18 protein-coding genes and 6 pseudogenes are annotated in these 23,058 nt (G+C 68.2%); 11 read left to right on the top strand and 13 right to left on the bottom strand.

The window, feature by feature from the left end; genetic code table 11:
• Positions 1–23 precede the first annotated feature (23 nt).
• On the bottom strand, positions 24–905 hold the full coding sequence (locus F3L20_RS33555) for an SDR family NAD(P)-dependent oxidoreductase (protein WP_150157808.1): 882 nt from the start codon (positions 903–905) through the stop codon (positions 24–26).
• A 243-nt stretch (positions 906–1,148) separates the two neighbouring features.
• Positions 1,149–1,985, bottom strand: a complete 837-nt coding sequence (locus F3L20_RS33560) for an SDR family NAD(P)-dependent oxidoreductase (protein WP_150157809.1) — start codon at positions 1,983–1,985, stop codon at positions 1,149–1,151.
• A 168-nt stretch (positions 1,986–2,153) separates the two neighbouring features.
• On the opposite strand from F3L20_RS33560, the gene F3L20_RS33565 reads away from it, so the two are divergent.
• From F3L20_RS33565 to F3L20_RS33575, 3 genes and pseudogenes are all read left to right on the top strand, one after another.
• The gene (locus F3L20_RS33565; RefSeq protein ID WP_150157810.1) at positions 2,154–2,699 is read left to right on the top strand and encodes a TetR/AcrR family transcriptional regulator; all 546 of its coding nucleotides are present in this window, start codon (positions 2,154–2,156) and stop codon (positions 2,697–2,699) included.
• Between the two features lie 869 nt (positions 2,700–3,568).
• Positions 3,569–3,979, top strand: a complete 411-nt coding sequence (locus F3L20_RS33570; protein WP_150157811.1) for a carboxymuconolactone decarboxylase family protein — start codon at positions 3,569–3,571, stop codon at positions 3,977–3,979.
• Between the two features lie 769 nt (positions 3,980–4,748).
• Positions 4,749–5,893 (top strand): annotated as a pseudogene (locus tag F3L20_RS33575) (Rieske 2Fe-2S domain-containing protein).
• Positions 5,894–6,260: 367 nt separating this feature from the next.
• On the opposite strand, the gene F3L20_RS33585 reads toward F3L20_RS33575, so the two are convergent.
• Entirely contained in the window at positions 6,261–6,854 is a 594-nt protein-coding gene (locus F3L20_RS33585; protein WP_150157812.1) for a hypothetical protein, read from the bottom strand.
• 44 nt (positions 6,855–6,898) lie between these two features.
• Here F3L20_RS33585 and F3L20_RS33590 point away from each other — a divergent pair, with 44 nt between their 5' ends.
• The 6 genes and pseudogenes from F3L20_RS33590 (at position 6,899) to F3L20_RS33620 (ending at position 12,951) form a co-directional block, all read left to right on the top strand.
• Positions 6,899–7,159, top strand: a complete 261-nt coding sequence (locus tag F3L20_RS33590; protein ID WP_150157813.1) for a hypothetical protein — start codon at positions 6,899–6,901, stop codon at positions 7,157–7,159.
• A 778-nt stretch (positions 7,160–7,937) separates the two neighbouring features.
• Complete coding sequence (locus tag F3L20_RS35180) at positions 7,938–8,474, top strand: hypothetical protein (RefSeq protein WP_240811002.1); 537 nt, start codon at positions 7,938–7,940, stop codon at positions 8,472–8,474.
• Between the two features lie 23 nt (positions 8,475–8,497).
• Positions 8,498–8,941: a hypothetical protein gene (locus F3L20_RS33595; RefSeq protein ID WP_240811003.1), complete on the top strand. Its 444-nt coding sequence runs from the start codon at positions 8,498–8,500 to the stop codon at positions 8,939–8,941.
• A gap of 1,532 nt (positions 8,942–10,473) precedes the next feature.
• A pseudogene (locus F3L20_RS33605) lies at positions 10,474–11,129 on the top strand (IS5 family transposase); the annotation flags it as partial.
• A gap of 712 nt (positions 11,130–11,841) precedes the next feature.
• A pseudogene (locus tag F3L20_RS35190) lies at positions 11,842–11,972 on the top strand (IS256 family transposase); the annotation flags it as partial.
• A gap of 550 nt (positions 11,973–12,522) precedes the next feature.
• On the top strand, positions 12,523–12,951 hold the full coding sequence (locus F3L20_RS33620) for a lamin tail domain-containing protein (RefSeq protein ID WP_315898764.1): 429 nt from the start codon (positions 12,523–12,525) through the stop codon (positions 12,949–12,951).
• 560 nt (positions 12,952–13,511) lie between these two features.
• Here the strand turns inward: F3L20_RS33620 and F3L20_RS33625 are convergent.
• Entirely contained in the window at positions 13,512–13,730 is a 219-nt protein-coding gene (locus F3L20_RS33625) for a DUF6207 family protein (protein WP_167534756.1), read from the bottom strand.
• A gap of 202 nt (positions 13,731–13,932) precedes the next feature.
• On the opposite strand from F3L20_RS33625, the pseudogene F3L20_RS33630 reads away from it, so the two are divergent.
• Positions 13,933–14,591, top strand: a pseudogene (locus F3L20_RS33630) (HNH endonuclease family protein).
• 279 nt (positions 14,592–14,870) lie between these two features.
• On the opposite strand, the pseudogene F3L20_RS35865 reads toward F3L20_RS33630, so the two are convergent.
• From F3L20_RS35865 to F3L20_RS33665, 8 genes and pseudogenes are all read right to left on the bottom strand, one after another.
• Positions 14,871–14,921 (bottom strand): annotated as a pseudogene (locus tag F3L20_RS35865) (hypothetical protein); the annotation flags it as partial.
• 95 nt (positions 14,922–15,016) lie between these two features.
• Positions 15,017–15,400 (bottom strand): hypothetical protein, encoded by a 384-nt coding sequence (locus tag F3L20_RS33635; protein ID WP_150157815.1) that lies wholly within the window; start codon positions 15,398–15,400, stop codon positions 15,017–15,019.
• Between the two features lie 141 nt (positions 15,401–15,541).
• Positions 15,542–16,561, bottom strand: coding sequence for a hypothetical protein (locus F3L20_RS33640; RefSeq protein ID WP_150157816.1), 1,020 nt, complete (start codon positions 16,559–16,561; stop codon positions 15,542–15,544).
• Positions 16,558–17,901, bottom strand: coding sequence for an AAA family ATPase (locus F3L20_RS33645; protein ID WP_150157817.1), 1,344 nt, complete (start codon positions 17,899–17,901; stop codon positions 16,558–16,560). Before F3L20_RS33645 ends, F3L20_RS33640 begins: the two co-directional genes overlap by 4 nt.
• A 491-nt stretch (positions 17,902–18,392) precedes the next feature.
• Positions 18,393–19,115, bottom strand: coding sequence for a hypothetical protein (locus tag F3L20_RS33650; protein WP_150157818.1), 723 nt, complete (start codon positions 19,113–19,115; stop codon positions 18,393–18,395).
• A 94-nt stretch (positions 19,116–19,209) separates the two neighbouring features.
• Complete coding sequence (locus tag F3L20_RS33655) at positions 19,210–19,668, bottom strand: hypothetical protein (RefSeq protein ID WP_150157819.1); 459 nt, start codon at positions 19,666–19,668, stop codon at positions 19,210–19,212.
• A gap of 392 nt (positions 19,669–20,060) precedes the next feature.
• Positions 20,061–20,666 (bottom strand): hypothetical protein, encoded by a 606-nt coding sequence (locus tag F3L20_RS34325; RefSeq protein ID WP_206338955.1) that lies wholly within the window; start codon positions 20,664–20,666, stop codon positions 20,061–20,063.
• A gap of 125 nt (positions 20,667–20,791) precedes the next feature.
• Complete coding sequence (locus F3L20_RS33665) at positions 20,792–21,361, bottom strand: hypothetical protein (protein ID WP_150157820.1); 570 nt, start codon at positions 21,359–21,361, stop codon at positions 20,792–20,794.
• A 48-nt stretch (positions 21,362–21,409) separates the two neighbouring features.
• Here F3L20_RS33665 and F3L20_RS33670 point away from each other — a divergent pair.
• Positions 21,410–21,864 (top strand): annotated as a pseudogene (locus tag F3L20_RS33670) (RHS repeat domain-containing protein); the annotation flags it as partial.
• Positions 21,865–22,314: 450 nt separating this feature from the next.
• On the opposite strand, the gene F3L20_RS33675 reads toward F3L20_RS33670, so the two are convergent.
• The gene (locus F3L20_RS33675; protein WP_240811007.1) at positions 22,315–22,932 is read right to left on the bottom strand and encodes a hypothetical protein; all 618 of its coding nucleotides are present in this window, start codon (positions 22,930–22,932) and stop codon (positions 22,315–22,317) included.
• Between the last annotated feature and the right edge of the window lie 126 nt (positions 22,933–23,058).

Consider the following 23,058-nt stretch of genomic DNA (forward strand, 5'->3'; position numbering starts at 1 on the left):
GCCCCGGGTGGGGCGGTCCCGGCTCAGCTCTTGGCGGGGCGGACCATCCGTGCGACGGCGGTGTCGGCGAAGTCGCCGAGCCCGTCGAGGTCGGTGGAGACGCTGACCTCGCGCCACGCGGCGTCCTCGGCCGCGCGGGCCTCGGTGATCTGCGGGGCGAGCCAGGCGGCGTCGGAGCCGAGCAGGAGCCGCACCGGCGGTGCCGGCTCCTCGGTGAGGCGCAGAATTACGGCGGCCATCTTGGCGGGGTCGCCGCGCATCACATCCGGGTTGGCGCTGTAGGTGCGGGCAAAGGCGCCGACGGTCTCCTCGTACTCCTCGTGAATGGCGGGCATCGGCATCGGGGCGGCGGCCCAGGGGGTGCGAATGCCTCCGGGTTCGGCGAGCGTGACACGGATGCCGAGGGGAGCGACCTCGCGGGCGAGGATCTCCGTGAAGCCGCCCAGGGCCCATTTGGACGACTGGTAGGCGCCGAGGCCGGGCTGGTTACGGCGGCCGCCGATGGTGGAGACGTTGACGATGCTGCCGGAACGGCGCTCACGCATCACCGGCAGCACCGCCCGCACGGTGTTGACCACGCCGAAGAAGTTCACCTCGACGTTGCGGCGGAACTCGTCCTCCGGCATGTCCTCGATCGAGCCGACGCCGCGGGTGCCGGCGCTGTTCACCAGCACGTCGACGGTGCCGAACTCGGCGACCGCGTACGTGACCGTGTCACGGGCGGCCGCCGGGTCGGTCACGTCCAGCGCCCGCACGCGCAGCCGGTTACGGTGCCCGTCCGGCACGGTCAGGGCGTCGGCGTCCAGATCCGTCGCCACCACGTTGTGGCCGACGGCGAGAGCCGCCTCGACGACACGGCCGCCGAGCCCGCCTGCGGCCCCGGCTATCAGAAAGGTCTTGGTCATTGCTCGTTGTTCCTGCTACTGGGCGGGGTCCGGTGGACGGGCCCGGTGGACACTGCGCGAAGGCCGCCGGCGGCGGCCGACGGTCGGAGGGCCTGGACCGCGGCCTCGATCGAGCCGATGGTGGAATAGCCGCGCCAGTGGATCGGGGGGCACCTCGTTCGATTCGATCAGGCGGGGAGCCCGTTCGTCTGGGTGAACGCCCGTGGGATCGGGCGGACGGCCCGCGTTCGGGGCGGCCGGGGTTCAGGCGGAGAAGTCGGTGGAACGGCTTACCTCGGCCCACTCGTTGGCTTCGGTGAGACGGTCTTCCTCTGAGCGGATGGCGATGCCGAGCGCGTCGCTGCCCAGCAGCAAGCGGCGTGGCGGCTGCGGAGCCTCGACGGCGCCGACGATGGCGCGGGCCATGCGGGCGGGGTCGCCGGGCTCGTTGCCGGCGTACTCGGCGAAACGGCCGAGCCAGGCGCCCACCGTCTCCTCGTAGTCGGGAGCGACGGGACCGGACGGCTCGGCGGCACCTGCGGCCCAACCGGTGCGGATGCCACCCGGCTCGACGATGGTGACCTTCACGCCGAAGGGGGCGACCTCGCTCGCCAGGACCTCGGAGAAGCCCTCGACGGCGAACTTGGCGGCCTGGTAGGCACTCAGACCCGGGGTGCCGCCGACGCGGCCGCCGATGGAGGAGATCTGCACGAAGTGGCCCGACCGCTGGCCGCGCAGCACCGGCAGCGCGGCACGGGTGACGTTGACCACGCCGTAGAGGTTGGCATCGATCTGGGCGCGGAACTCGTCCTCGGGAAAGTCCTCGATCGAGCCGCTGGTGGCGTAGCCGGCGTTGTTGACGACCACGTCGATCGAGTCAAAGCGATCGACCGCGGCGGCTACGACCTCGCGCGCATCGGACGGGGAAGTGACGTCCAGCGACACGGCCGACAGGCGCTCGGGGTACTCCGCCCGCAGCGAGGCGAGCGCCTCCGGCTTGCGCGAGGTGACCACGACCTGGTCCCCGGTCTGGAGAGCCGCGAGCACCAGGGCCTTGCCCAGCCCTTGTGAACCGCCGGTGATCAGCCAAGTGCGTGACATCGTGCGTTCCTCGTTTCGTCGACCCTTGCACCGCCCAACAGGACAGCAACACCAATGTAGAGGTGACAACTAGAATTGCAGCATGAATGTTGCACTTCTGAGGTGTGTTGCTTCTCACAAGTCTCTGATGATGGTGTTAATGGAGCACAGGGATAGAGTCTGCGGCCCATGAGAGCCGACGCCGCACGCAACCTGAACGCCGTCCTCCACGCGGGAGCCCGGCTCCTCGCAAAGGATCCGGGCACCTCCATGGCGGCCATCGCCGCGGCCGCCGGGGTGGACCGCACCACCGTGCACCGCCGCTTCGCCAACCGTGAGGCCCTGCTCAGCGCCGTCTTTCAGGCCAAGCTCGACTCCGCCGAACGCGTTCTGGACGAGGCCCGGCTCACCGAGGCCCCCGTCCCGGTCGCCCTGCACCGCTACCTGGAGGGAATCATCCCCGTCAGCCGCGTGTGGCCCGTCGACACGCGGCGCATGATGCGGAAGGACCCTGAGGCGAACGCCCGCCGGACGGAGCAGAGCAGCCGCCTGGACGCGTTCGTCCAGCGAGCCATCGACGAGGGGTACCTGCGCGTCGACGTCGGCGCGGCCTGGGCGCGTGCGGTCCTGGACGAAATGGTCGACACCGCGGCACACCGGTTCCCCGAGCTGGAGCCGCCGCAGGCGGCCGACCTCGTTGCCCGCACCTTCCTGGAGGGCGTCGGCGCGGCCTGAGGCTCCCACCGGCGGTCCTGCGGCCTCACCCTGCGCCCAGATCCGGCTGACCTTCCGCATTTCCGGCACCCGTTGGCAGGCCACCCGTAGCCCCGCCAACCCAAAGGCGCGGGTGTCGCCGAAGAACCTCGACCACGACACCGAGATCGAGGACTCGCTGCCGGTGAAGAGCCCGAAGGCCGTGAGGTGACCGCCGACGCCTTCGTCCAGGACCTCCTGGGCCATACCGTAGGCAGCCCGGAGCACCACTCGCCTGGGACTGGACACCTACTACGACACCGTTTTGGCCCGTGCACACCGCTGGCGCCGCCGGCCGCAACCACGACACGTACGTCGTCCAGTACGTCGCCCGGAATCCCGTTCACATCGTCGGCAAACCGGTACGGTTGCGCGTCGCGGTCCGCCAGCAGCCAGCCCGAGTGGATCGAAGCGACCACCCGCTCGGGACAGGTCCTCGGCTACGGGTACTGGGAGCTGTTCCCACCGATCTCTCTACGGTCCTCAGGCAGGGGTGGATCGAACTGCAGCTGTGGGTGAAGCAGCCCGGCAGGCCACCCGCTGGGACACCGACGGCACCAGCATCACCCTCCCCGAACCCCGGACCACACTCAAGCCCCCCACCGCGCTCACGGCCGAACCCCAGACATCGTCCCTAAGCGTTGTCCCGTAACTCGAGGCAAAGGCTGGTAGGTCACCACAGCCGGATCGACTTGTCCGGTTCCACCCCGACTCGCGGTCTCGACGGGATTCCGGCCAATTGGGTTGAACCGGACACCGGCAATCCGTCTCCAGAGTTGCGGGACAACCTTTAGTCCGAGCATCGTGCGCCAATCTAATAGCCTTGGCTCGGCAGCGCGCAGAATGGCGCCATGACGGAACACAACGCTGACTACACGCGTGCTCTGAACAACGCCGAGAAGATCCTTGGTTTCAGCCTGGCGCCGTATGTCAATCCAAGGCCGACGGAACCCGACAACGCCTACGACTTCACACGGATCGCGACCGAACACGCCTTCAATGACGCATGGACTCGCAGCGAGCACCTCGACCTTCGCACCCGTGCACTCATCTCGGTCACCATCACGGCGAGCCTGGGCATCCTCGAGCCGCTTCGGGGCCAGCTGCGTATCGCTCTACACAATGGCGTGACTAAAGAGGAGATCGTCGAAGCCTTCATCCAGATGGCCGTCTACGCGGGTGTGGCTCGCGCGTTTGACAGCTACGCCGTGGCACGCGAGGTCTTTGCCGAGCACGCCGAAGCGGACTCGCCCGAGAACTGAAGCGCCGACGTCAGCCGGGTCCGCTGCACCACAACCCTCCCCGGCTCCCCTCCCGTCCGCCGTCGACCCACACACCGTGGAGCGGGCGTGGTTCATGGCGTCCAGGTGGAGCGCGCCACTGTACGAACGATCTGGACGCCATGGGCCGCGTCTGCTCGGCTCTGCCTGGGTCGACGGCGGACGGGATAGGAGCACCCCTCACACGTCACTACGCGCCCTGCGGCCGGGAGCGGCGCCCCCTCCATCCCGGTGCCGGCCGATCCCCCGCCGGAGGCTCGTTCTGACCGGGCTGAGCCCCCGGGCCTCAGCTATTGCCTGCAGGGAAGATCGTTCGGCTGAAGCCCTGCAGTGCCTTTCGCCGCGTAGTCGCCCTTCACAACCACATACCTTCAGGTCAGCCCCGGCCGGTACACGCTGGTCGGGGCTGATCTGTGTCTGGTGTCGGGGTGGCCGGGGCGGGACTGGGTGCGGTGGCCGGTCATGGACGACCGCGCGAGCATTGACCTCAACGGCAGCCGGGTTGCCCGGCCGCTCACTCGTCCGGAGGCGCTTGCAGCGCGCGGGAGTCCGGCAGCCGTCAGGATGAAGCGGCCGGGGCCACCGTCGCATCGACGGGAGGCTGTGCTGGCGTGATGTGTGACCGTCCTGGCCTCCGTCTTGGCAAGGGAAGAAGCATGGCCGAAACCGACCTCGACGTGTCTTTTCACCTTGCCGCCGGGCTCAGGCGCAGTCGGTCCTCGAAGCCCGGCGCAGCAGTCGAGGTTCGGGCATGATCGATCTTCGGCGTGTCGGGGCGCATCCGGACTTCTGGTACCCGGTGGCGGTGTCCAGGCGCTTGCGCCCCGGTCGCGTGGTGGGAACCGTTTTCGCCGGTGAGCGTATCGCGCTCTACCGGGGACAGAGCGGCACCGTTCATGCGCTGGAGGACCGGTGTGCCCATCGTCAGGTGCCGCTGAGCATGGGTGTCGTGGACGGCGAGACACTCCGCTGCTGCTACCACGCCTGGGCCTACCGCGGTGACGGCCGTATCTCGCAGATCCCGTACCTGTCCAAAGGCGACGGTCGGCCGCCGCGGGGGGTGCGCGGCTATCCGGTCCGTGAGGCGTATGGCCTGGTGTTCGTCTTCCCGGGCGACCCGGACAAGGCGGTGACCACCGCATTTCCCGAGCTGCCGGCCTTCGGCTCGCCGAAGTGCAAAACCATGTCCTTCTCCCGGACCGTGCGCTGCCACTACTCGTTCATGCACGAGAACCTCCTGGACATGAATCACCAGTTCCTCCACCGGGGCGTCGTCGGCAAGCTTCGCCCCGAGTTGCTGGAATACCGGACCAGCGCGCGGTCGGTGGAGGCCCGGTATCTGTTCACCCATGCCGGGGGAAGCGGAACCGGAGCGCCGGTCTGCTGGCCGCCGAGGGGATCGGCGGCCGCGACTCCCGCGATGTCATGACCATCCGCACCGAATACCCCTATCAGACCCTCGACCTGGTTCCGGAGAACGCCGAACGTCCGGCTTTCTCTCTCTGGGCCGCCTACGTGCCTGAAGACGCCGAGCAGCGCACCTGCCACGCTTACGGCCTGCTCATGATCGAGAAGCCCGGAATTCCAGGTGCCATTCATCTCGCCTGGCCGTTCATCAGGCGCTTCACCGAGAGAGTGTTCGCCGAGGACCGCATGGCCGTCGAAGCCGAACAGCGGGCATGGGAGGAGCAGGGCGAGGACCTCAACCACGAGGTCTTCCCGCTGATCCTGGACGTTCGCGAGGTGCTGCGTGCCAATGGCGTCCCGCTGAGGACCAGGGCCGCCGGATGCGACTCCGCTGCGGGCGAAGGTTTCGCGTCGGCGTCCGGCTGTCGCGCCTCAGAACCGGTCGTCCCCGCGGGCGCGGAGCCCTCTGTCGAACTGCCGGACGGCTGAGACGCCCCGAATTTCGTGGAGCCCGGTGATCGTGTTGAGGTGCTACAAGGAGACGACCACCCACGCACCGCCGACGGCCGCAAGGCGTGCCTGCACCACTGCCTCACCTACACGGCCACGCAGGCGGTCGTCGCCGGGCTCGGAGCCCGCGCTGGGCATCTGGGTCCACCCCGGCGCGGCCGCGCTCGCCCTGTCCTTAGGCTCGCACTACATCGCGGACCGCCGCGTGCGCGGCCACGACGTCCTGGAGAAGCTCGCCGACAAGACCGGCAAGACCAACTTCTACAAGCTGGCCGCACACGGAATGAACGGCGCCTTCCACCTCGACATTCTCTGCACCAACGGCAGGAGCCAGGGGCGGCAGGCTTTATGGGGCGGGCGTGGCCGTAGGCCCCTGGACTTCCAGGATGACAGCCGTGCCACCGATGGTCCGGTCTTCATGCATCGTGATCGTTTGGCCGGGGTGGAGGTGTCGCCACTGCGAGGGGTCGAGGGGGGCAAGTCGCACTGAGGAATGCTCGCCGGGCCCCAGAGTGGGGGCGAACTCGACCCACAGGAGTGCGATGTTGAGGTCGTCCTCACCGGTTGGTGTGCGATTTCCGATGTTCCACATCGGCCGCAGAACACCGGCTCCGGAGAAGGGAGTCTGCCGTCGGTTCTCGCTGGCTGGCCGAAGAGTGAGGTCGGCGCGGATGATCCCGTTGCGGGCTTCGTAGCAGCGCCAGTGGCACCAGGCCGCGCTTCTCTCCATCCGCATCTGCTCGGCGGCCGTGGCGAGGCTTCCCCAGAAGTCGAGCGGAAGCGGGTGGACGTCGGCGAGTTCCTCCAGGACTCCGAGGGCCACCTCCCACTCATCGTGGGCGAGGTGGTCCCAGACGTCGTTGATCGTGATGTCGTTCTCGGTGGCGATCTTCGCAGGGACCAGCAGGGAGGCGGCTTCCAGCAGCTTGGGGACGTCCATGCGTTGATTCTGGACCACGGTCTCCTAGCGGCAGGAGGTGCACAATGACCTTCATCGAGCAGATCGCGACCCTGGCGACCTTCGGGGCGGTGTGGGCGGTTCTCTCCGTCGGTCACAACCTTGCGGACCACGTGATCGGACAGACCGACCAGCAGACCGAGGGGAAGGCGGCGCCGTCGACTGCCGAGGTCGCCGACGGCGTGAGCCCGGGGCAGGGCTGGGGTGCGTGCCTGGGACACGTTGCCCAGTACCACCTGGTGATGGCCGTGATGCTGGCCCTGGTCTGGGCCGTGCTTCCGCTGTAGATGTCCTAGACCGGCTTGGCCGCGGGGCTCGCCGTGTCCGCGGTGACGCACGCGTTCTTCGATCGCCGATGGCCGGTGCGCTGGGACCCCGGGGAATTGCATCAGATGCACGAGGGGAAGGCGCCATATTCCCTGGTGCTGGAGGAAGTGTAGCTACGGTCCCTGCTCTGCTCACCGGCCAGGCCGACCACTACTCACCGCGGACTGTGCTCTTGGTCGACCGGCTCCACCACGCCGGCGCCACGGGGGTCTCCGCTCCGAAGTGTCCGCACTGCCAGCGCATCGTCCGGCTCGGACACTCGATCAAACGGCTCCGCGTCTGTGGCAGCTGCTACAACCGCTCCCTCGCCGAACCCTGCAAGTGGTGCAGTCGCTCCCGCACCCCCGCAGGCAGAGACGCCAGCGGGGCCCCGTTCTGCAACACCTGCCGCGACAAGGAGGCGACTTGCCAGGAGACGTGCATCGTTTGCGGCAAATACCGGGCTGTCTCCGCCCGCACTGGTCAGGGGCCGCTCTGCTCGGCCTGCCGAAAGCCGCCCACGATGACGTGTACCTCATGCGGCAACGTCCGTCCCTGCTTCCACAGCACCACCGACTCCCCCCGCTGCCGGGCCTGCCTGACCACGCCAGAACCCTGCACGGACTGCGGCCGGACGAAGCGGGTCGTTGCCAGGGTCGCCCGCGGCCCGTTCTGCGAAAACTGCTGGGAAGTGGCGCCCGAGGCCGGAAAGCCGTGCGAGGACTGTGGCAAGGTCGAGCGGCTGTTTCATTTCGGTCGGTGCCGTCGCTGCGCGCCGGTGAGCGGCATCTACGCAGGCTCCTGACGCCGCCGGACGGCAGGCCGCGTCCAGAGCTCGACCAGATCGCAGCCGCTTTACTCGACCACAATCCCCGCAGGGCACTGCTCTACACGCGCGAGTCGAAAGAGGCCGCCAGCCTCCTGAACGACCTGGCGTCCGGGGTCTGCGAACTCAGTCATGAGGCTCTCGACGCCCGAAGCGCCGGGCACCGCCGCGACCTGGCCGTCGACTGGTTCCGGTCCGTGCTGGTTGCGGCTGGCATCCTGCCTGTCCGCGACGAATACCTCGCCCGCCTAGAACGGTGGATCGAGTACAAGACGGCCGCCCTGGATGATCCCGAGCACCGGCAGCTGCTCACCGCCTACGCGCGCTGGGACCGGGTTGCACGCATCCGGCGACGAGCCCGCGGAAAGACGATCACCGCATCGACAGTGGACATCACACAAGTGCAGATCTCCAAAGCCGTGCTGTTCCTGGCCTGGCTCAAGAACCAGGGTGAGAGGCTGGCGACCTGACCAAGGACCGCGCCGCCGGCCTGATGGTCCTGCTCTACGGCCAGACTCCCGCCAAGACCTGCCGCCTGACCACCGACCACGTCCTGCACGACGAGGACGGCGTCGCACTGCGCATCAACAAGACACCGCTCAGGCTGCCACCATCCCTGGACGCCCTTGTCCTGCAACTCGTCGACATCGCGCACAGCCATGAGCACGCGGTCAACAGCAACGAGACAAACGCGCCCTGGCTGTTCCCGACCCAGCGCCCCGGACGAGCACTGACCAGCAGCCGACTCGCGACCCGTCTGCGGAACATCGGCCTCCCATCCGAAGCCGGACGATGCGCCGCCCTGCTCGACCTCTGCACACAGATGCCACCGGCCGTGCTGCAACGGCTTCTCGGTATCAGCCCTATGGCGGCCGAACGATGGTCTGCCGGCGCGGTCAGAATGGCCTACGCAGCCGAGGTGGCCCGTCGACCATGAGCCGCACGCTCTCGGCCGCTATCAGGCTGCAATGCGAAGCCACGTGTCGCCAGCGCGAAGCCATAGAAGACCGTCGCGACCCTGACCGCAGCGCATGACCACCCGTCCAGGCATTCGAATCTTGCGCCGCTCGGTCACACTCCAGGTATCACCATCCAACTCGGCTCGCACCACTTCGGTTGACCTCTGGTTGTGAACGCGCTTGGTCAGGACTGCTCGATGGTCGCGCACGGCGAACCCGTCCGGGTCACGTACGGGGCTGGGCCAACTGGTCACCTCACCGGTCGACGGGGTGATCCGCGTCAAGAACGTGCCTCCCCGCCGACTGCCGGAATACCAGATCAGCCAGACCCGGTCACCCTCCGTGGCAGCGGCGCATCCCTCCAAAGGCACGTCAGGAAGGCGACCTCCCGGAGCGCAGGTCGCCCGTCGCCGATGCAGAAGGTGGCTTCTTGGTTACCACTTTCCAGAGAGAACACCACGGCGTTCGGGCTCCATGCTCCCGACTCCTTCTTGCCCGCTCGCCCGCTTGCGATGAGAAGCCGGGCCTCCGGGAGAAGAGCGATGTGGCTCGGCCTGACCGGGACGTCCTTGATCGGTCGACGTTGAAGCGACCCGTCAGCCTGACGAATCACGAGCACCGCATCGAATGGGACCTGCGGGCCCCATCCCACCCACCCCTTCACATAGCGGCTTCGGCGTAGGCACTGCCGATGGACGAGCAGAACAGCCAGCTCCCCTGTCGGGCCAACGGTCCACCACAGAGGACGTCGTCCTGCCCACAGGTCCGTTACGGACGGCTTCCAGACCCTCTGCGCGTCGCCCGTTGACACCACATCCCCCTGCTTTCGGCCGTAACACCCGAACGTAGGTGCTGTTGAGAGGAGCGTATTGATGCCAGAACAGGCATCGCCCCGGCGTCGCACAGCCACCTGTCGGCATACACGTCGGTGCCCAGGCAGGTACACACGAACATGCTCACCGCGTCGCACACGATGACAATCCAGGGGCCCGCCTTCGTGGCCGGCGAAGCCCGTGCCTTCCTACGGCTCCGGCGACATGGCCGACCGGGAAGGTCGAGAACGCGGGCAAGGGCGGCTGTGAGGGCAGCGCAATGGCCAGGCAGGTGCCTGGAGGCCCAATCGGCAGCCAGCGCAAGGAAGTCAGCCAGGTCGCGCTTGGCACCGGTTAGCAGGTGGCGGAGCTCAGATACGCCCAGCTCTATGAAGCTGTTGTTCTATCGATCTTGGTGAGCGTGAGTTCGAGGTCGTCGACTCGGTCGGGTGATCTCGTGGCCGACCGGGCATGAAAGCGGGGCCTCCCGCACAGCTCGAGGGTGTCGAATCCAAACGAGCAACAGGAGGCCCCTGGTGCTGCAGTCTTCCGTGCCGGCGTCGATGGCGTCCAACTCGGCGTCCCCGTCGTGTGATTGTCTCGCTCACCGGTTCGGGAACGCCGCGGACCGGCCGTACAGGCGACCGAGGTATCCGTCCGACATGAGCGACGCGGAGTGGGCCGTCGTACGTGACGCGATGCCGGTTCCCTGCTGGCTCGAGGGCCGCGGTGGGCAACCGGAGAGCTATTGTCACCGGCAGATGGTCGATGCGGTGCGCTATCTGGTCGCGGGCGGTATCACCTGGCGGGCGATGCCTGCGGACTTCCCCGCGTGGGACCGCGTCTACGCCTTCTTCCGGCGCTGGCGGGACAAGGGCCTGACCGCCGAGTTCCACGACCGGCTGCGCGACCGGGTCCGCCGGGCCGCGGGCCGGGATCCGGAGCCGACGGCCGGCATCATCGATGCGCAGTCGGTGAAGGCAGCCGCGTCGGTGCCGAGCGCGACCAGGGGATTCGACGGCGGGAAGAAGGTCAACGGCCGCAAGCGGCACATCGTGGTGGACACCCTCGGACTGCTGCTGACCGTGATGGTGACCGCGGCCTCGGCCACCGACCGGGACGCGGGCAGACACTCCTGGCCCGGCTGCGTGAGCGGCACTGGCGCGTCACGCGGGTGTGGGCCGACGGAGGCTACACCGGACGCCTGGTCGACCTCGCCCGCGATGCCTGGCGGATCGTGCTGACCGTGGTCAGACGCAGCGACGACACCAGCGGTTTCACCGTGCTGCCGAAGAGGTGGCTGGTGGAGCGCACGTTCGCGTGGCTGATGCACTCACGCCGGCTGGCCCGCGACTACGAGACGCGCACCGACACCTCGGAGGCAGTGATCAAGTGGGCGATGAGCACGGTCATGAGCCGCCGCCTCGCCCGACGGGCACGCTGAACAGCCCCGGACGTTCCTCCGCCAGCCAGCCCGCGCGGCCAGCCGCTTGGCTTTCGACCGCACCCCTTCCACCTTCGCCGGGACCGGCTCCAGCCCGAGGCCGACCGCGAGTTGACGACAGTCCATCGCCTCCCCGCGCATCTCGTTCCCGCCGGCCAGCACGGCCATGATCCGCTGGTAGTCCGGCGCGAGAACCGCCGGGGCGAGCCCTTCCTCCCAGTGAGGCACCACTGAGCCGGGCACCGCCTGCCTGACCTGCACCGGCCGTTCACCGGCCACCACGACCGGCGCCACGTCCTCGCTTCCGCGAGGCTCCGCCAGAACCTCACCCACCGTCTCACGGGCAATCACGAACCGCTCCCACACCGCCTCCGCTTCCCGCAGCTCGGCCTGGAGAGCATCCACCCGCTGCCGAGCGACGCGTTCGCGCTCCTCCAGCAGCCCCATCACCGACGGCATCCCGGCACCTCCACCGAAGAGACGACACAACAACCCGTCCCTCCCGCCGAAACACCACCCCTACACCTGACCAGCGGAAACACACCCGCACTCTCGGAAAGACAACAGCTTCTAAGGGAAGCTCTGAGTGGGCTGAGCTGTCACCGACTGTCTTGTGATGCCCATCTACATGGCGATCATGTCCCTCGACCCCACGGGCAAGGGCGCATGGTCCGCTGGACCATGCGCTGGAAAGCCGCGCTGAACGCCTTCGACATCACCTTCGACGGCCGCGTGTCGGCGGCCCGCCAGTAGCCCCAACCACCCTAGTTACACCGCTCGTTTGACAGACCCGGAGCTGCCCATCAACAAGCCCGGTATGCAGACCTCGCGCCGGGGCAGCGGCAGTTGTTGTTGGGCGCAATTGGACCCCGTTCCACGACGCCGCATCGCCCACCCCGGCCGTCGCCCCAGCGACGTAAGGCCGACGTCGCCGCGATGGCCAACACCCGCGGTAGGGCCTGTCGGCTGTTACTCACCATCGGGTGATGCCTGTTCGCCGCGATGGGTGGCGCGCCATGGCGGGATCGGGAGTGAGGCGTTGGCTCTCAACGGACACGGACGTCAACCTGGTGCATTCACACGATGAATGGACAATGCAGTCGACAGTCTCAGGAATATGCAGAATCCGTAACGTGGGGCACGATTCCACCACATGGTGGACGCAGTGTGGGCAGGGTGTGACCGCGGCCAGCCGGCCGCACCCGCACCAGGCACCGTCCCGGCCAGCGCCGGCGGTGCCCGTACCAAGCAGGGGGAACCTGTGTCGAAGAACATCACCGCCCGCCGCATCACCGCCGCCGTCCTGACCGCCGGCGCCCTGACCGCGGTCCTGACGGTGCCGACCTCGGCGGCCGAGGCCCGCCCCCACCGGCCCAACGTGGAAATCTCGGACGTGCAGTACGACTCCCCGGGCCGCGACGACCGCTCCAACCGCTCCCTGAACCGCGAGTGGGTGGAGATCACCAACAACAGCCGCCACGCCGTCAACCTCGACGGCTGGACCCTGCGCGACGAGGACGGCCACCGCTACACCTTCGACGACTACCGCCTGCGCGGCCGCTCCACCGTCCGCGTCCACACCGGCATCGGCCGCGACACCCGCTCGGACGTCTACCAGGACCGCCGCCATTACGTCTGGGACAACCGCTCCGACACCGCCACCCTCCGCAACGACCGCGGCCGCTACGTCGACAGCGACTCCTGGGGCCAGCACCGCGGCGGACGCCGCTAACACCAGCCAATGAGACGGCGGCTCGCACCGCCGACTCATCCCGACCAACCGGCGGCACGCCACCACAACGGTGGCGTGCCGCTCCGTCCTTGCCTGCATGGGGAATTGGGCCGCCTGTCGCGGGCGTGGACGGTGCAGTGCGTGATTACGCACCAGACCGGGCGGAGCCTGACTACCGCGCCCTCGGATGCTCCCGTGGCTGCTTGAGCACGAAAGTCCGTCTCGCCATCGACAGCCGTGCACGACCCCCGGGCTCCCGCGTCAGCGCAGGCCAGGCGGGCGGCGCCCCGGCCTTGCGCACACCTCACTGACTCGTTGGGCGCGGGCGGGTCGCGGCAGCTGCACGGCCCCGGCCACGATCTCAGGAAAAGCCGGCCTATCTTCGTGCCGCGTCTGGAGCGCTGCATCACCTGGCCCGCGTCGACCAGGACGGCCGCCCGGAATCCGTCCTACTTGGGCTCGCCGGCTCAGCCCGGTGGGAGGTCAGGGCTTTGGTACGAGGGTGCTCTGCTCAGCATCGGTTCCGGCAGCGTCCATGCCACCCCTGATTCCTTCCTCGTCTACGGGGCGGGCTGCTGACGGAGGTCCAGGTGGCATCGCAGTCGTACGCCTGGTTCGCCGGGTTCGTGGGTGGTGCGGTCCGCCGGCGCGATCGCCCACCGTGTGGCGAGCAGTTTCTGGACGGCGAACGCTGTTTCGTCATCGGCGGCGGCGACTTCCACGACCGCGAGTCCCGGTTCGGCCACGTGCCCGTCGTTGATCGGCTTCATACCGGGCATGACGCACCAGTGCATGCCGGGGGTTCGCGCTCACACGCACCGTCACCCGACCGGGTACGGCAAGAGACGCGTGCTGAGCATCCGCCGCGAGCTGCATGAGCGGAGTGCCGCGGCGATGTCCAATACGACCATTGCACCGACACGGGTGGCGCACTCGACGAAGACCCGACAGCGCCCCTTGCGGGGCCGTTAACAACGGTTCATGCTCACCACCGTGCTGCGTGGCCTGGCCGCCGCATCCCTTGCCGTTCTTCCCCTCACAGCGTCCTCTCCTGCCTCGGCGGCGGAGACGCTCCCTCTGGCCGAAGCCGTCGACCGGCTGCCGGTGGAGGCCGAGTCACGCGACGGCTACGACCGCGACGCCTTCCGCCACTGGAACACCGGGACATCCCGGACGATGGCTGCAACACCCGCGCGGAGGTCCTGCTCGCCGAGGCGGTCGAGTCGCCCACCGTCGGACCTCGGTGCCGGCTGTCGGGCGGACGCTGGTGGTCGTACTACGACCAGGTGTGGGTGACATCCGCTTCCGGCCTGGACATTGACCATATGGTGCCCCTTGCTGAGAGTTGGGACAGCGGGGCGTCGGCGTGGACGGCGCCGCGCCGTGAGGCCTACGCCAACGATCAGGGCGCCGACGCCAGTCTGGTGGCCGTCACCGCGCGCTCGAACCGGTCCAAGGCCGATCAGGACCCCTCCGAATGGCTGCCTCCCGCTGCCGAGGTGCACTGCCGCTACGCCGCGGAGTGGGTGGCTACGAAGCTCCGGTGGGGGCTTGCGGCCGACGAAACCGAGGTGGTGGCCCTGCGTGAGGTGGCGACCGGCTGCCAGGGCCAGACCGTGACCTACGAGCCAGCTCCATAGTTCCGAGTGGCCGACGCCTGAAACGTCCCGCTGGCGGTGGCCGCCATCCGTGCCCCTAGGCTCGGCATGGGCCGGGGAGGCTGGTGGCCCGTCCGGGCGGCGTGCGAAGGTCCGGACGGAATCCGCCTCGTATGGTGCCGGTCCAGTCAAGAGCGGCGGGCGCGACACGCTGCACGGCCGACGTACTCGCAATGTCCCGCCACACCGTTCCCAGATCGTTGATGTTGACGGGACCATACCGGTCTCGTGATCATGGTCGACCATCGCTCCCGGGTAGCGGCCGCACAGGTGGCAGTCGGGCCCCAGCGCGTCGACGAGGGCAGCGCGCATCCGCCGGACGGAAGCGGTACGGGCTGGGGGAGGGGGGCCAGCTGTCCAGCAGGCTGTAGTGGCCGGCGACACACCGCTCCCGCCGGCTGACCAGGCTAGGGTCGGTGCACGGGCCGAGAAGGCGCACTCCAGGTGACCTCGGCCGAACCCCAGACGATGCCGGCGTCGACTCGCCCGCTCACCCACTCCTGCGGACCGCTGGCGCTTTCGACCCACGAACAGTGCTGCCGGTGCGGGAATCCTGCGGGCGACTGCTGGCCGCCGCAGAGCAGGTGACCGGCACGCACGAGGTGGTGGCGGCCGTCGTCGCCGAGGGCGGCGAAGGCGGAACCCGGCGGCCCGGGCAGCGCAGTCGGCATGCGGCACGGGTACTCGTCGGCGTCGGCGACGAGCTGTTCCACGAAGGGCAGGCCCTGGTGGGCCCAGCGCCACAACAGCTTCGCACGCCGGTAGGGAGGCATATCGTCCAAAGTGGGCACCAGGTGATCGTGGCGCACGGCACTGACAACGCCCGTACGGCCAGCGCGGGCATGAGCCTGCCGCTCCCGATGGCCAGGGCAGCCGCACTCTGCTGCACCAGGTGCAGTGATCATGCGCAACTCTCGCAGCCGGGCACTATCTCAGCCCCGCGGCTCGGGAAGCTCCCCTGGCCTGACAGCCACGATCTCCACGCTGGTGCAGCCACTGCTCTCGAGAGCAGCCTTCCGGTCCTGGGCGCTGGGCTCGTCGTAGGCGACGGCGGAGGAACGAGGCGTGCCGATGGAGTCTGTCCAGGTGAGGCAGTAGTTCTGCATGGTTATCACGCGTTCATCGTTGCCCCTCCTGCCGGCCCGACCCTGACAGGAGTGGCCGTCGTCCGCGAGGGTGTCGTCGATGCAGTCAGCGTCGGCAGCGCCGCCGCATACGCGCGGTTGCCCGACGCGGAACGAGAGACTATGCGCGGCGCGCCAGGCATCAAGGGCCGGAACGGTCGCCTGACCAACGACGATCGCCGCGACGCTCGGTTTGAGGCGAGTCATGGCGTGGACGACATCAATGAAAGGAGAGTCCAGCAGTGCCTGGGCTACGCGCTCGGCCTCGGAGGGGGCGTTTCGACGCAGACCATGCCAGTCGCGGAGGATGGAGCAGGCCCGGACGAAGGCATCCACTCGCCCTTTGACAAGTTCTGCCCGGTTCAGCCCGAACACCCGTATCGTCTCATCACCCTTGGGCGACAGCGGATCGTACGTGCCGACCGACAACCGCAGAGTGAGATGATCGGCGGGATCCTCTGCCGTGGGGTCCACCAGCAGACAGTCCCCGTTCGCATCCACCGGATACTTACGGTTCTTCGTGTTGCTGTTGCAGAACGAACAGGCCAGGAGGTGGTTGACCCACACGAAGGCCCGCAGAGGTGCCCTCTCCAACGGCTCGAAGTGATCGATGTCAGTTCCGCGGCTGTCATCGCAGTACATGCACCGCACGGCACCGCGGGCCATCGACTCCAGGGCCGAGCGCACATGCTTCTTGGGAGCCTTCGCGTCTCCCCAGAGTTCCCGAGCAGCTTGGCCGGTAGCCCCGGCACTCTCGACCCGCTGTGTCCATCGCGTCAGCAAGCTCTGCGCCTGCGTGGAGATATCGACGCGTTGAAGCGGAATCACCGTTCCTGCTCCAGCCGCGCCGACACCTCGGCCACCCTGCTCTCCAGAGAGCTCGTCAGCAGGCCGCTCAGCTCCTGGTACTCGGCGATCTCCTCAGCCGTGGCCGCTTCGGCATACACCTTGCGCTCCAGGGCCACCAGACGCCGACGCTGCTGCTCGGCACGGCTGGAGTACGGCGTCTCCAGACCGAAAAGCTCCGAGAGCACAGCATCGTCTCCGCTCCCGTACACGACCCTGCGGTAGAGATCCTCGTCCACCACTTCGGGGGGCTGTTGCTCGTCTGCTCCAGGGAGCCGGATCAGTCCGCCCTCGTCGGCAGCCTGGCAGATGTATGGGCTGTGGCTGGTGACGATGAACTGGATGTTGGGGAAGTGGTCCTGCATCCAGTCGCCTATCTTGCGCTGCCAGGTCACATGCAGGTGCGCGTCCACTTCGTCGATCAGCACCACGCCCGGGGCGAGGATCGCCGTACCCCCAGACCTGGAAGCGGTCGGATGAGTGTGCAAGTACCCGTAGGCGCCGTGGAGCTGCCGGACGATGTCCAGCACCAGTGCCGCCACCGTCCGGTAGCCGTCGCTCATCTCCCTCAACGGGAAGCCGGGCCCCTTATGGCCCTTCTCGACCACCCACAAGCCGTCCGCTGACACCCTCTGGATCTGGTACCGGTCGGGCAACAACCCGTCCCGCAGCAACGACAGGACCTGATTGAGCAACACGGCGGCCTCGCTGCTCGTGCCTTCCTCGTACATACGCAGCCGTAGATCGATCAGCCACGCCACGCCCTCGGCCAGCGAGGCGTCCTCGTGGAAGAGCGTTGCCAGGCGCCCACTGGGCCCCTGGTTCAGCATGAGCCGCTGCGCCTCGCTGGAGCCGCCGGTCAACCGCCGGAACGGCCCGTAGCCGGCACAGAACCAGCCGATCGGGTTCTCCACCCACGGCCCGCGAGGGCCACTCTTGCCAGTACCCAGCGGTGCCATCACCGGCCGAGGAGCATGACGATCAGGCTCAGGGTGTGTCCACCGCAGACCCAAAGAGATCTCACCTTGAGGCTTGTTGCCCGATCCCGTAAAGCCATCGTGCACCGGGTCGCTGACGACGTGGACCTCTACCTCCCCCTTCTTGGCAGGCGTCGAGATCCAGCCGGTGAAGTCCGACACCAGCGCCCGCGCGACCGCCGGTCCACCCAGCGCCAGGGCAATCGCCTGCAGCACAGTGGATTTGCCCGAACTGTTGCGACCCGCAAGCACCGTCCAGCCGCTACGCCCGGGCAAAATCAGATCGGCCGCCCGCCTACCGGTGAAGCCTTTGACGTTCCTGAGCTGGACCCTCGTGACGTACACCCGCGCTCTGCCTCCATCCGACCGCCTCGCCCCTCACACGAACAGAGCCTCGCGGGGCACCGATGCCCTACATTCTCACGCCTCCGGCCACGCGCGACGCCGCTGGCCAGGACGACGAGCACAGCAACCCGCCCCTGCGGCGCCCCTCCGCGGCTGACAACAACAACCACACACGGCCGGCTTCCCCGGCCGACGCTGAGCCCTCCCACTACAGCAGCCCCGCCTCCGCATGGACGTAACCGAAAGCATGCGCCATATGGACCACCGCGCGGCGCATCACGTCCTGGCACTCGGTGCCCGGGGCCGCGCCGCTGGCGGTCGCCGGAGAGCGCGACGATCCGCTGTACCGGCAGCGCGACGGCCAGATGACTGCCGGTGGGGAGAAGCCCCCCGGCTCGGGGCACAGGCCTCCTGCCACCGATGCCGGAACTCTGCGTCCGCGCGCCTACGGCGCGGGCGAGGAGAACAGACGATCGCGTGACTCTCGATCGTCAATCCTGGTCCTCGTCGAGGCCGTCGGCGGGGTAGGGGTGCAGTGATACACCTACCGCTATGCGCGCCTGCCTGAACTCCTCGTCCACTGTGCCCTGCAACCTATAGGTGTTGCGGAGCAGCGGCACCGGCCAGCCGGCTTCACGCAGAGCCGCCTCATCGATCACACCGGCCTTGGCCGCCCAGTCTCGAAGACCGCGCAGCGCGGCCTCCGCCACTGTGGCGGTCATGTTCGCTGTATACACCAGCCACCCATCCTCGGCGAGTTCCTCGCCGAGGCCACACTCGGGGCTTCCCTTGGATGCCCCGAGTGGCTGGTCCGTCCCAACGACCAGGACACGGCCGCCATCCATGCGGGCGAGAACCAGCACAACCCGGGACCTGTCCGCCTGAGTCTGCACTTCACCGGCAGCCGCAACCACCCGGCCCCACAAGTCCGCTGCCGACACCTCGTCGAGGTTCACGGTTTCGCTCTGGCCACCCTGCGGCATGCGGTCTGCAGGCATGCGCGCGTTCACTCCGTCGATCTTGAGCTGCCGAAGGACGGACCGCTCCACCTGCCGCGCGGCCTCCCGGGAGGGCAGCAGCACAGCGCGGTACAGGTGCCAGCCCTGGCTCCGGTGCTGATCGATCCGCGCGGAATCCAAGCCAGCAATCCCCACCTTCCCAACCCCGGTGGCGCTATGCGTGACCACGTAGACGTGCGTGGGCGTTTCGATCATGCGTTCATCTCCGTCCGGGCCGACCCACACAGCCCGGAGTGGTCGACGAGATGGATGTACAGCGCGCCACAACTCACCCAGGGGCCCGCCCCGTTTAGTGTTCGTCCACCGGTTCGTGGGCGGGCACCTGTCCGGGGCCGCGCCGCTGGCGGTCGCCCGAGAGTGCGACGATCCGGTGGACCGGCAGTGCGACGGCCGGGTGGCCGCCGGTGGGGGAGAAGCCCATCTGGCCGGCATCGGGCTCGAAGAACGTCACCGTGCCGTACAGGCGGTGCAACGCCGTATCCGGTCGGCTCCCGCACTCGACGCCCACCCACAGCGTCCACTCCCGCAACCAGTGGAAGGGAAGGTTCGCCAGTTCCGCAGCCGCGGCGCCCGGGTGATCGTCGTCCGGTACCCAGATATATGCGCCCACGACCAGGTCGTTGTACCGCTCGATCGATTCCAGCCCGCCGCCCCCCGGCCCGCACGACCGCCGCGCATCACGCCCCGCCGCCCTCACCTTCGTCACCAAGACCGAAGGCAGCGCGCCCGCCCCATCACGCTCAGACACCTCCTGCTCCCCGGGGCCGGTAGCACCCGGCGCCACGTCCGGCCCGACCACGATCGCCCACGCTGCTCGCGGGTATGTTCGACGGTATGCCGGGCGGCGAAGCCGGGACGGCCAGCACCACGGCGTGATCCGGCTCCCACCCGTAACCGGGTGCGGCGTCCACCGAACGGCACGCAGGGCCCGTGCTGCTTGTACTGGGCCAGGAAGCCAGGCCCGCATCTTGCTGCCAGAAGAATCCGGCTCAGAACTGCCGTACGGTCAGGAGCCGGCCCAGCGCCGGGCGACGTCCTGTTCGCGATGCTCCGCGACGGCACCTTCTACGAACCGCAGCCGGTCAGGTCAGGCTGAGTAGCCGAGACCGCTCCCACCGGCCGCGACCAGCGCGTTGTCCGTCAGCCCCCGGCACCTGCAACCCGCCCCTGTTCCAGCCTGCCTTGGGCGGCCGTGAGCGGGCGGGCCGCCGCTGCGGGCCGGCTCGGACTCGGGAACACCGGCGATGGGGTGATGTGTGGCGCACGGACGGCGGTGGAGGCGAGCGTGGTGAGGAGGCGCAGGGCGTTGCCCGCCTTGCAGCGTCTGCGGCGAATACGGGTGGCGCCTCTACAGCTGGAGCTTCTGACCGTTCCCCGCGAGGGCCGCTCGTTCTTGACGCCGCTGCACGCCAGGAGCTCGGTCCCGGTGGCGTCGAAGTAGAGAGTGAAGAACCAAGATCGGTTTGCTGCGACGATGATGCCGGTACGCAGTTGCTCATCGCGGTGCCGAGCGCGGAGGATCTCAACGGTCTCGTCAAGACCGAGGGTCGTCAGGCCGATCTTCAACGACCGTTTCAGCCTTGTCGCAGCGATGCCGAGGACCATCCACTGTGGCGGCTGTCCGTCGTAGAGCATTACCTCGCCGCCGGCGGCAATGGCGTCGCGTGCTGCCTTGCAGGCACTGGTCTGGTCTTTGAGCATCGCGGTGACGTCGGGCTGACTTGGGTTCTTGTCCTCGGTGGCCATGCGGCGACTGTAGGGAGCGAACGCGGGCGTTGCTACGGGGATGGGCGTGGCCTGCGCGGGGCCGTTGGGCCGTGGGGAGCCAACAGGACCGCCTACCCAGCGAAGGACGTCCGTCGATGACGATGCTACTTCGCGCTGATGGCCGCAGCCTGCGTGCGGCATCGTTCCAGCCCTGCAATCACCTCTTCGTGGTCCGGGCGGTCCCGGCTGGCCAGGAGTTCGCCAGCCGCGGTCATGGCGGCCCAAAATTCGGGTGGTGAGCCGCGCCCGGCCGGGAACCGGGTTTTGGCGAAGTAGAGGAAGATCTTCGTGAGCTCCCCGGCGCGAAACCACGCGAGCAGGCCGGCGGGATAGCCTCCGCGGGCACCAGCGGCGGTTCCCAAGAGGTCGCGGATGCGCTCCTCGTGTTCCTCAAGTACTCGGTCCACGATGAAGACGTGCCCAAACCTGAGAAAGTAGGCGAGGTCCTCCTCCTCACCCACCGCGAAGTCTGAGAAGAGTGGCTCGACCTCGCGGAGCCGGGCCTCGGCGTCAGTCCGGGGCACACCCAGGGCCAAGCACACGGCCAACACACAGACACCCCAGTTGCCGGTCCTCGCAGCCAGCTCGGCGAAGACCTCCTCGTCGCTTTGCCCTGCGGCGAGCATCTCCTGCGCCTCCAGAACCAGCGCGCCCTCGTCCTCCCCGTGACTCATGGCGAGAGGCTACCGCGAGGTGCGATGACCGAGCCGGCCGCGATCCCCTCGCTCACCCGGGCCTCCCGCGCATACAGCCAGCCCCTCACCGACCACCTCGGCACGGCGAACACGGCGGTCGAACTGTCGGCCGGTCAGCCGGTCACACGCCGCGCCTACAAGCCTTACGGCGAACTGCGCGTCCCAAGCCGGCGAGCTGGCCGAACAAACGCGGTTATCTGGGCGTCGGCATCGATGACGCAGACACAGGACTGACGCACATCGGAGCCCGCGAGTACGACCAGAACTCGGGGCGCTTCCTCTCGGCCGACCCGGTCATCGACATCGCGGACCCGCTCCAGATGAACGGGTACACGTACGCCAACAGCAGCCCGATCAGCAAAAGTGATCCCTCAGGTCTGAAGCTCGCATGCGGCCCCGGATTCGACACGCCCTGCCCGAAGTCCGACCAGAACGGCGACGGCGTACCCGAACGCTCACGTTCACGTTCGGAACATCCCTGCGTCGGCGGGAAGGACGGCCACCATCATGATCACGCTGGTGGTGAGAGCGGAACACCCCAGCGTCGGCCTCGATGGAACATCCCCGTGTCGGTGAGGAGGACCGCGGCTGTACGCCGAGGGTGACGGCCTCCTCCGGAATACCCCCGCGTCGGCGGGGAGGACTGTCGTCGGCTGGTGTTTTTGGGTTGGTGTTGTGGTTGCGGGCGGGGGTTTCTCAGTTTTGTGGGGTGGTTTTGGTGGTGGCCGGGAGGGTTCTGGGTGGGGGCTTGTGTGTGTGGGTGGCTTTTGGCCTGCGTGTTTGTGGTGTGTGCAGGTTGATTGGGTGTAGTGCAGTTTTTCTGGGTGGCTCGTTGGGGTGTGGGTGGGGTCATGGGGCGCTGACGTGAGGTGTTGGCGTTCGGGTGGTGGCCGGTGGGGATCGGGACGGGGGGTTGAGGCAGACGACGCAGGTCAGGGCTGGTGTTGTGGGGGCGTCCGGCGGCGGTGCGGTGCTCGGGTTCGTTGTTCGGCGGTGGTGTCGAGTTCGATCTGTTCGAGGAGTCGTTTGGTGATTTTTTCGGTGTCGTCGAGCAGGGAGACGAGGGCGGCTTCGCGGATGAGGTGGGAGAGGCTGCCCATGCGGCCGCTGGTGCGGGCGTGGAGGTAGGCGGCGTGTGTGAGCAGGGTGCCGGGCCGGTGGCGGCGCAGCCGTAGGGCGTTGTCCATGCCGTGGACCAGGTCGTGCCAGATCTGTTTGTCCGCGCTGCTGCCGTAGCGCAGGGGCTGGTTGCGGACGATTTTGAAGCGGCCGGCGAGTTGGGCGCCGCGGACGCCGGTGAGCAGGGGGAGGTTTCGACGTCGATGCCGGAGTAGACGAAGGTCGCCGGGATCCGTTCGCCGAGGTACTTGAGCTGGTCGGAGGTTTCGGCGCCTGCTCGGCTGCGGGTGTCCATCAGGTGTACGTCGTCGACCAGGACGAGTTGGTGTTCTCTCGCACAGCAGCTCGCAGACGGCGTTGGTGATCTGGACCTGGTTCATGCGCTGTGGGACGGGCAGGCCGAGGAAGCGGGCGAACTCGCTGATGAGCATCTTCGGAGTGGAGGACGGCGGCACGGTGATGACAGGACTGGCAGTCGCCCGTCCTGGGTCGGGTGGCGGCGCCGGTCGGCGAGGTGGACGGTGCGCCCGAGCTGCTGCATGGCGGTGGTCTTCCCG

The sequence above is a fragment of the Streptomyces tendae genome (assembly GCF_008632955.1).
Classification (GTDB): domain Bacteria; phylum Actinomycetota; class Actinomycetes; order Streptomycetales; family Streptomycetaceae; genus Streptomyces.

What these genes read in the sequence shown, in the direction of transcription:
- F3L20_RS33555 (WP_150157808.1), bottom strand. Translation starts at nt 905, where the DNA reads ATGACCAAGACCTTTCTGATAGCCGGGGCCGCAGGCGGGCTCGGCGGC.
- F3L20_RS33560 (WP_150157809.1), bottom strand. Translation starts at nt 1,985, where the DNA reads ATGTCACGCACTTGGCTGATCACCGGCGGTTCACAAGGGCTGGGCAAG.
- F3L20_RS33565 (WP_150157810.1), top strand. Translation starts at nt 2,154, where the DNA reads ATGAGAGCCGACGCCGCACGCAACCTGAACGCCGTCCTCCACGCGGGA.
- F3L20_RS33570 (WP_150157811.1), top strand. Translation starts at nt 3,569, where the DNA reads ATGACGGAACACAACGCTGACTACACGCGTGCTCTGAACAACGCCGAG.
- F3L20_RS33585 (WP_150157812.1), bottom strand. Translation starts at nt 6,854, where the DNA reads ATGGACGTCCCCAAGCTGCTGGAAGCCGCCTCCCTGCTGGTCCCTGCG.
- F3L20_RS33590 (WP_150157813.1), top strand. Translation starts at nt 6,899, where the DNA reads ATGACCTTCATCGAGCAGATCGCGACCCTGGCGACCTTCGGGGCGGTG.
- F3L20_RS33595 (WP_240811003.1), top strand. Translation starts at nt 8,498, where the DNA reads ATGGTCCTGCTCTACGGCCAGACTCCCGCCAAGACCTGCCGCCTGACC.
- F3L20_RS33625 (WP_167534756.1), bottom strand. Translation starts at nt 13,730, where the DNA reads ATGCCCGGTATGAAGCCGATCAACGACGGGCACGTGGCCGAACCGGGA.
- F3L20_RS33650 (WP_150157818.1), bottom strand. Translation starts at nt 19,115, where the DNA reads ATGATCGAAACGCCCACGCACGTCTACGTGGTCACGCATAGCGCCACC.
- F3L20_RS34325 (WP_206338955.1), bottom strand. Translation starts at nt 20,666, where the DNA reads ATGGCCACCGAGGACAAGAACCCAAGTCAGCCCGACGTCACCGCGATG.
- F3L20_RS33665 (WP_150157820.1), bottom strand. Translation starts at nt 21,361, where the DNA reads ATGAGTCACGGGGAGGACGAGGGCGCGCTGGTTCTGGAGGCGCAGGAG.
- F3L20_RS33675 (WP_240811007.1), bottom strand. Translation starts at nt 22,932, where the DNA reads ATGCTCATCAGCGAGTTCGCCCGCTTCCTCGGCCTGCCCGTCCCACAG.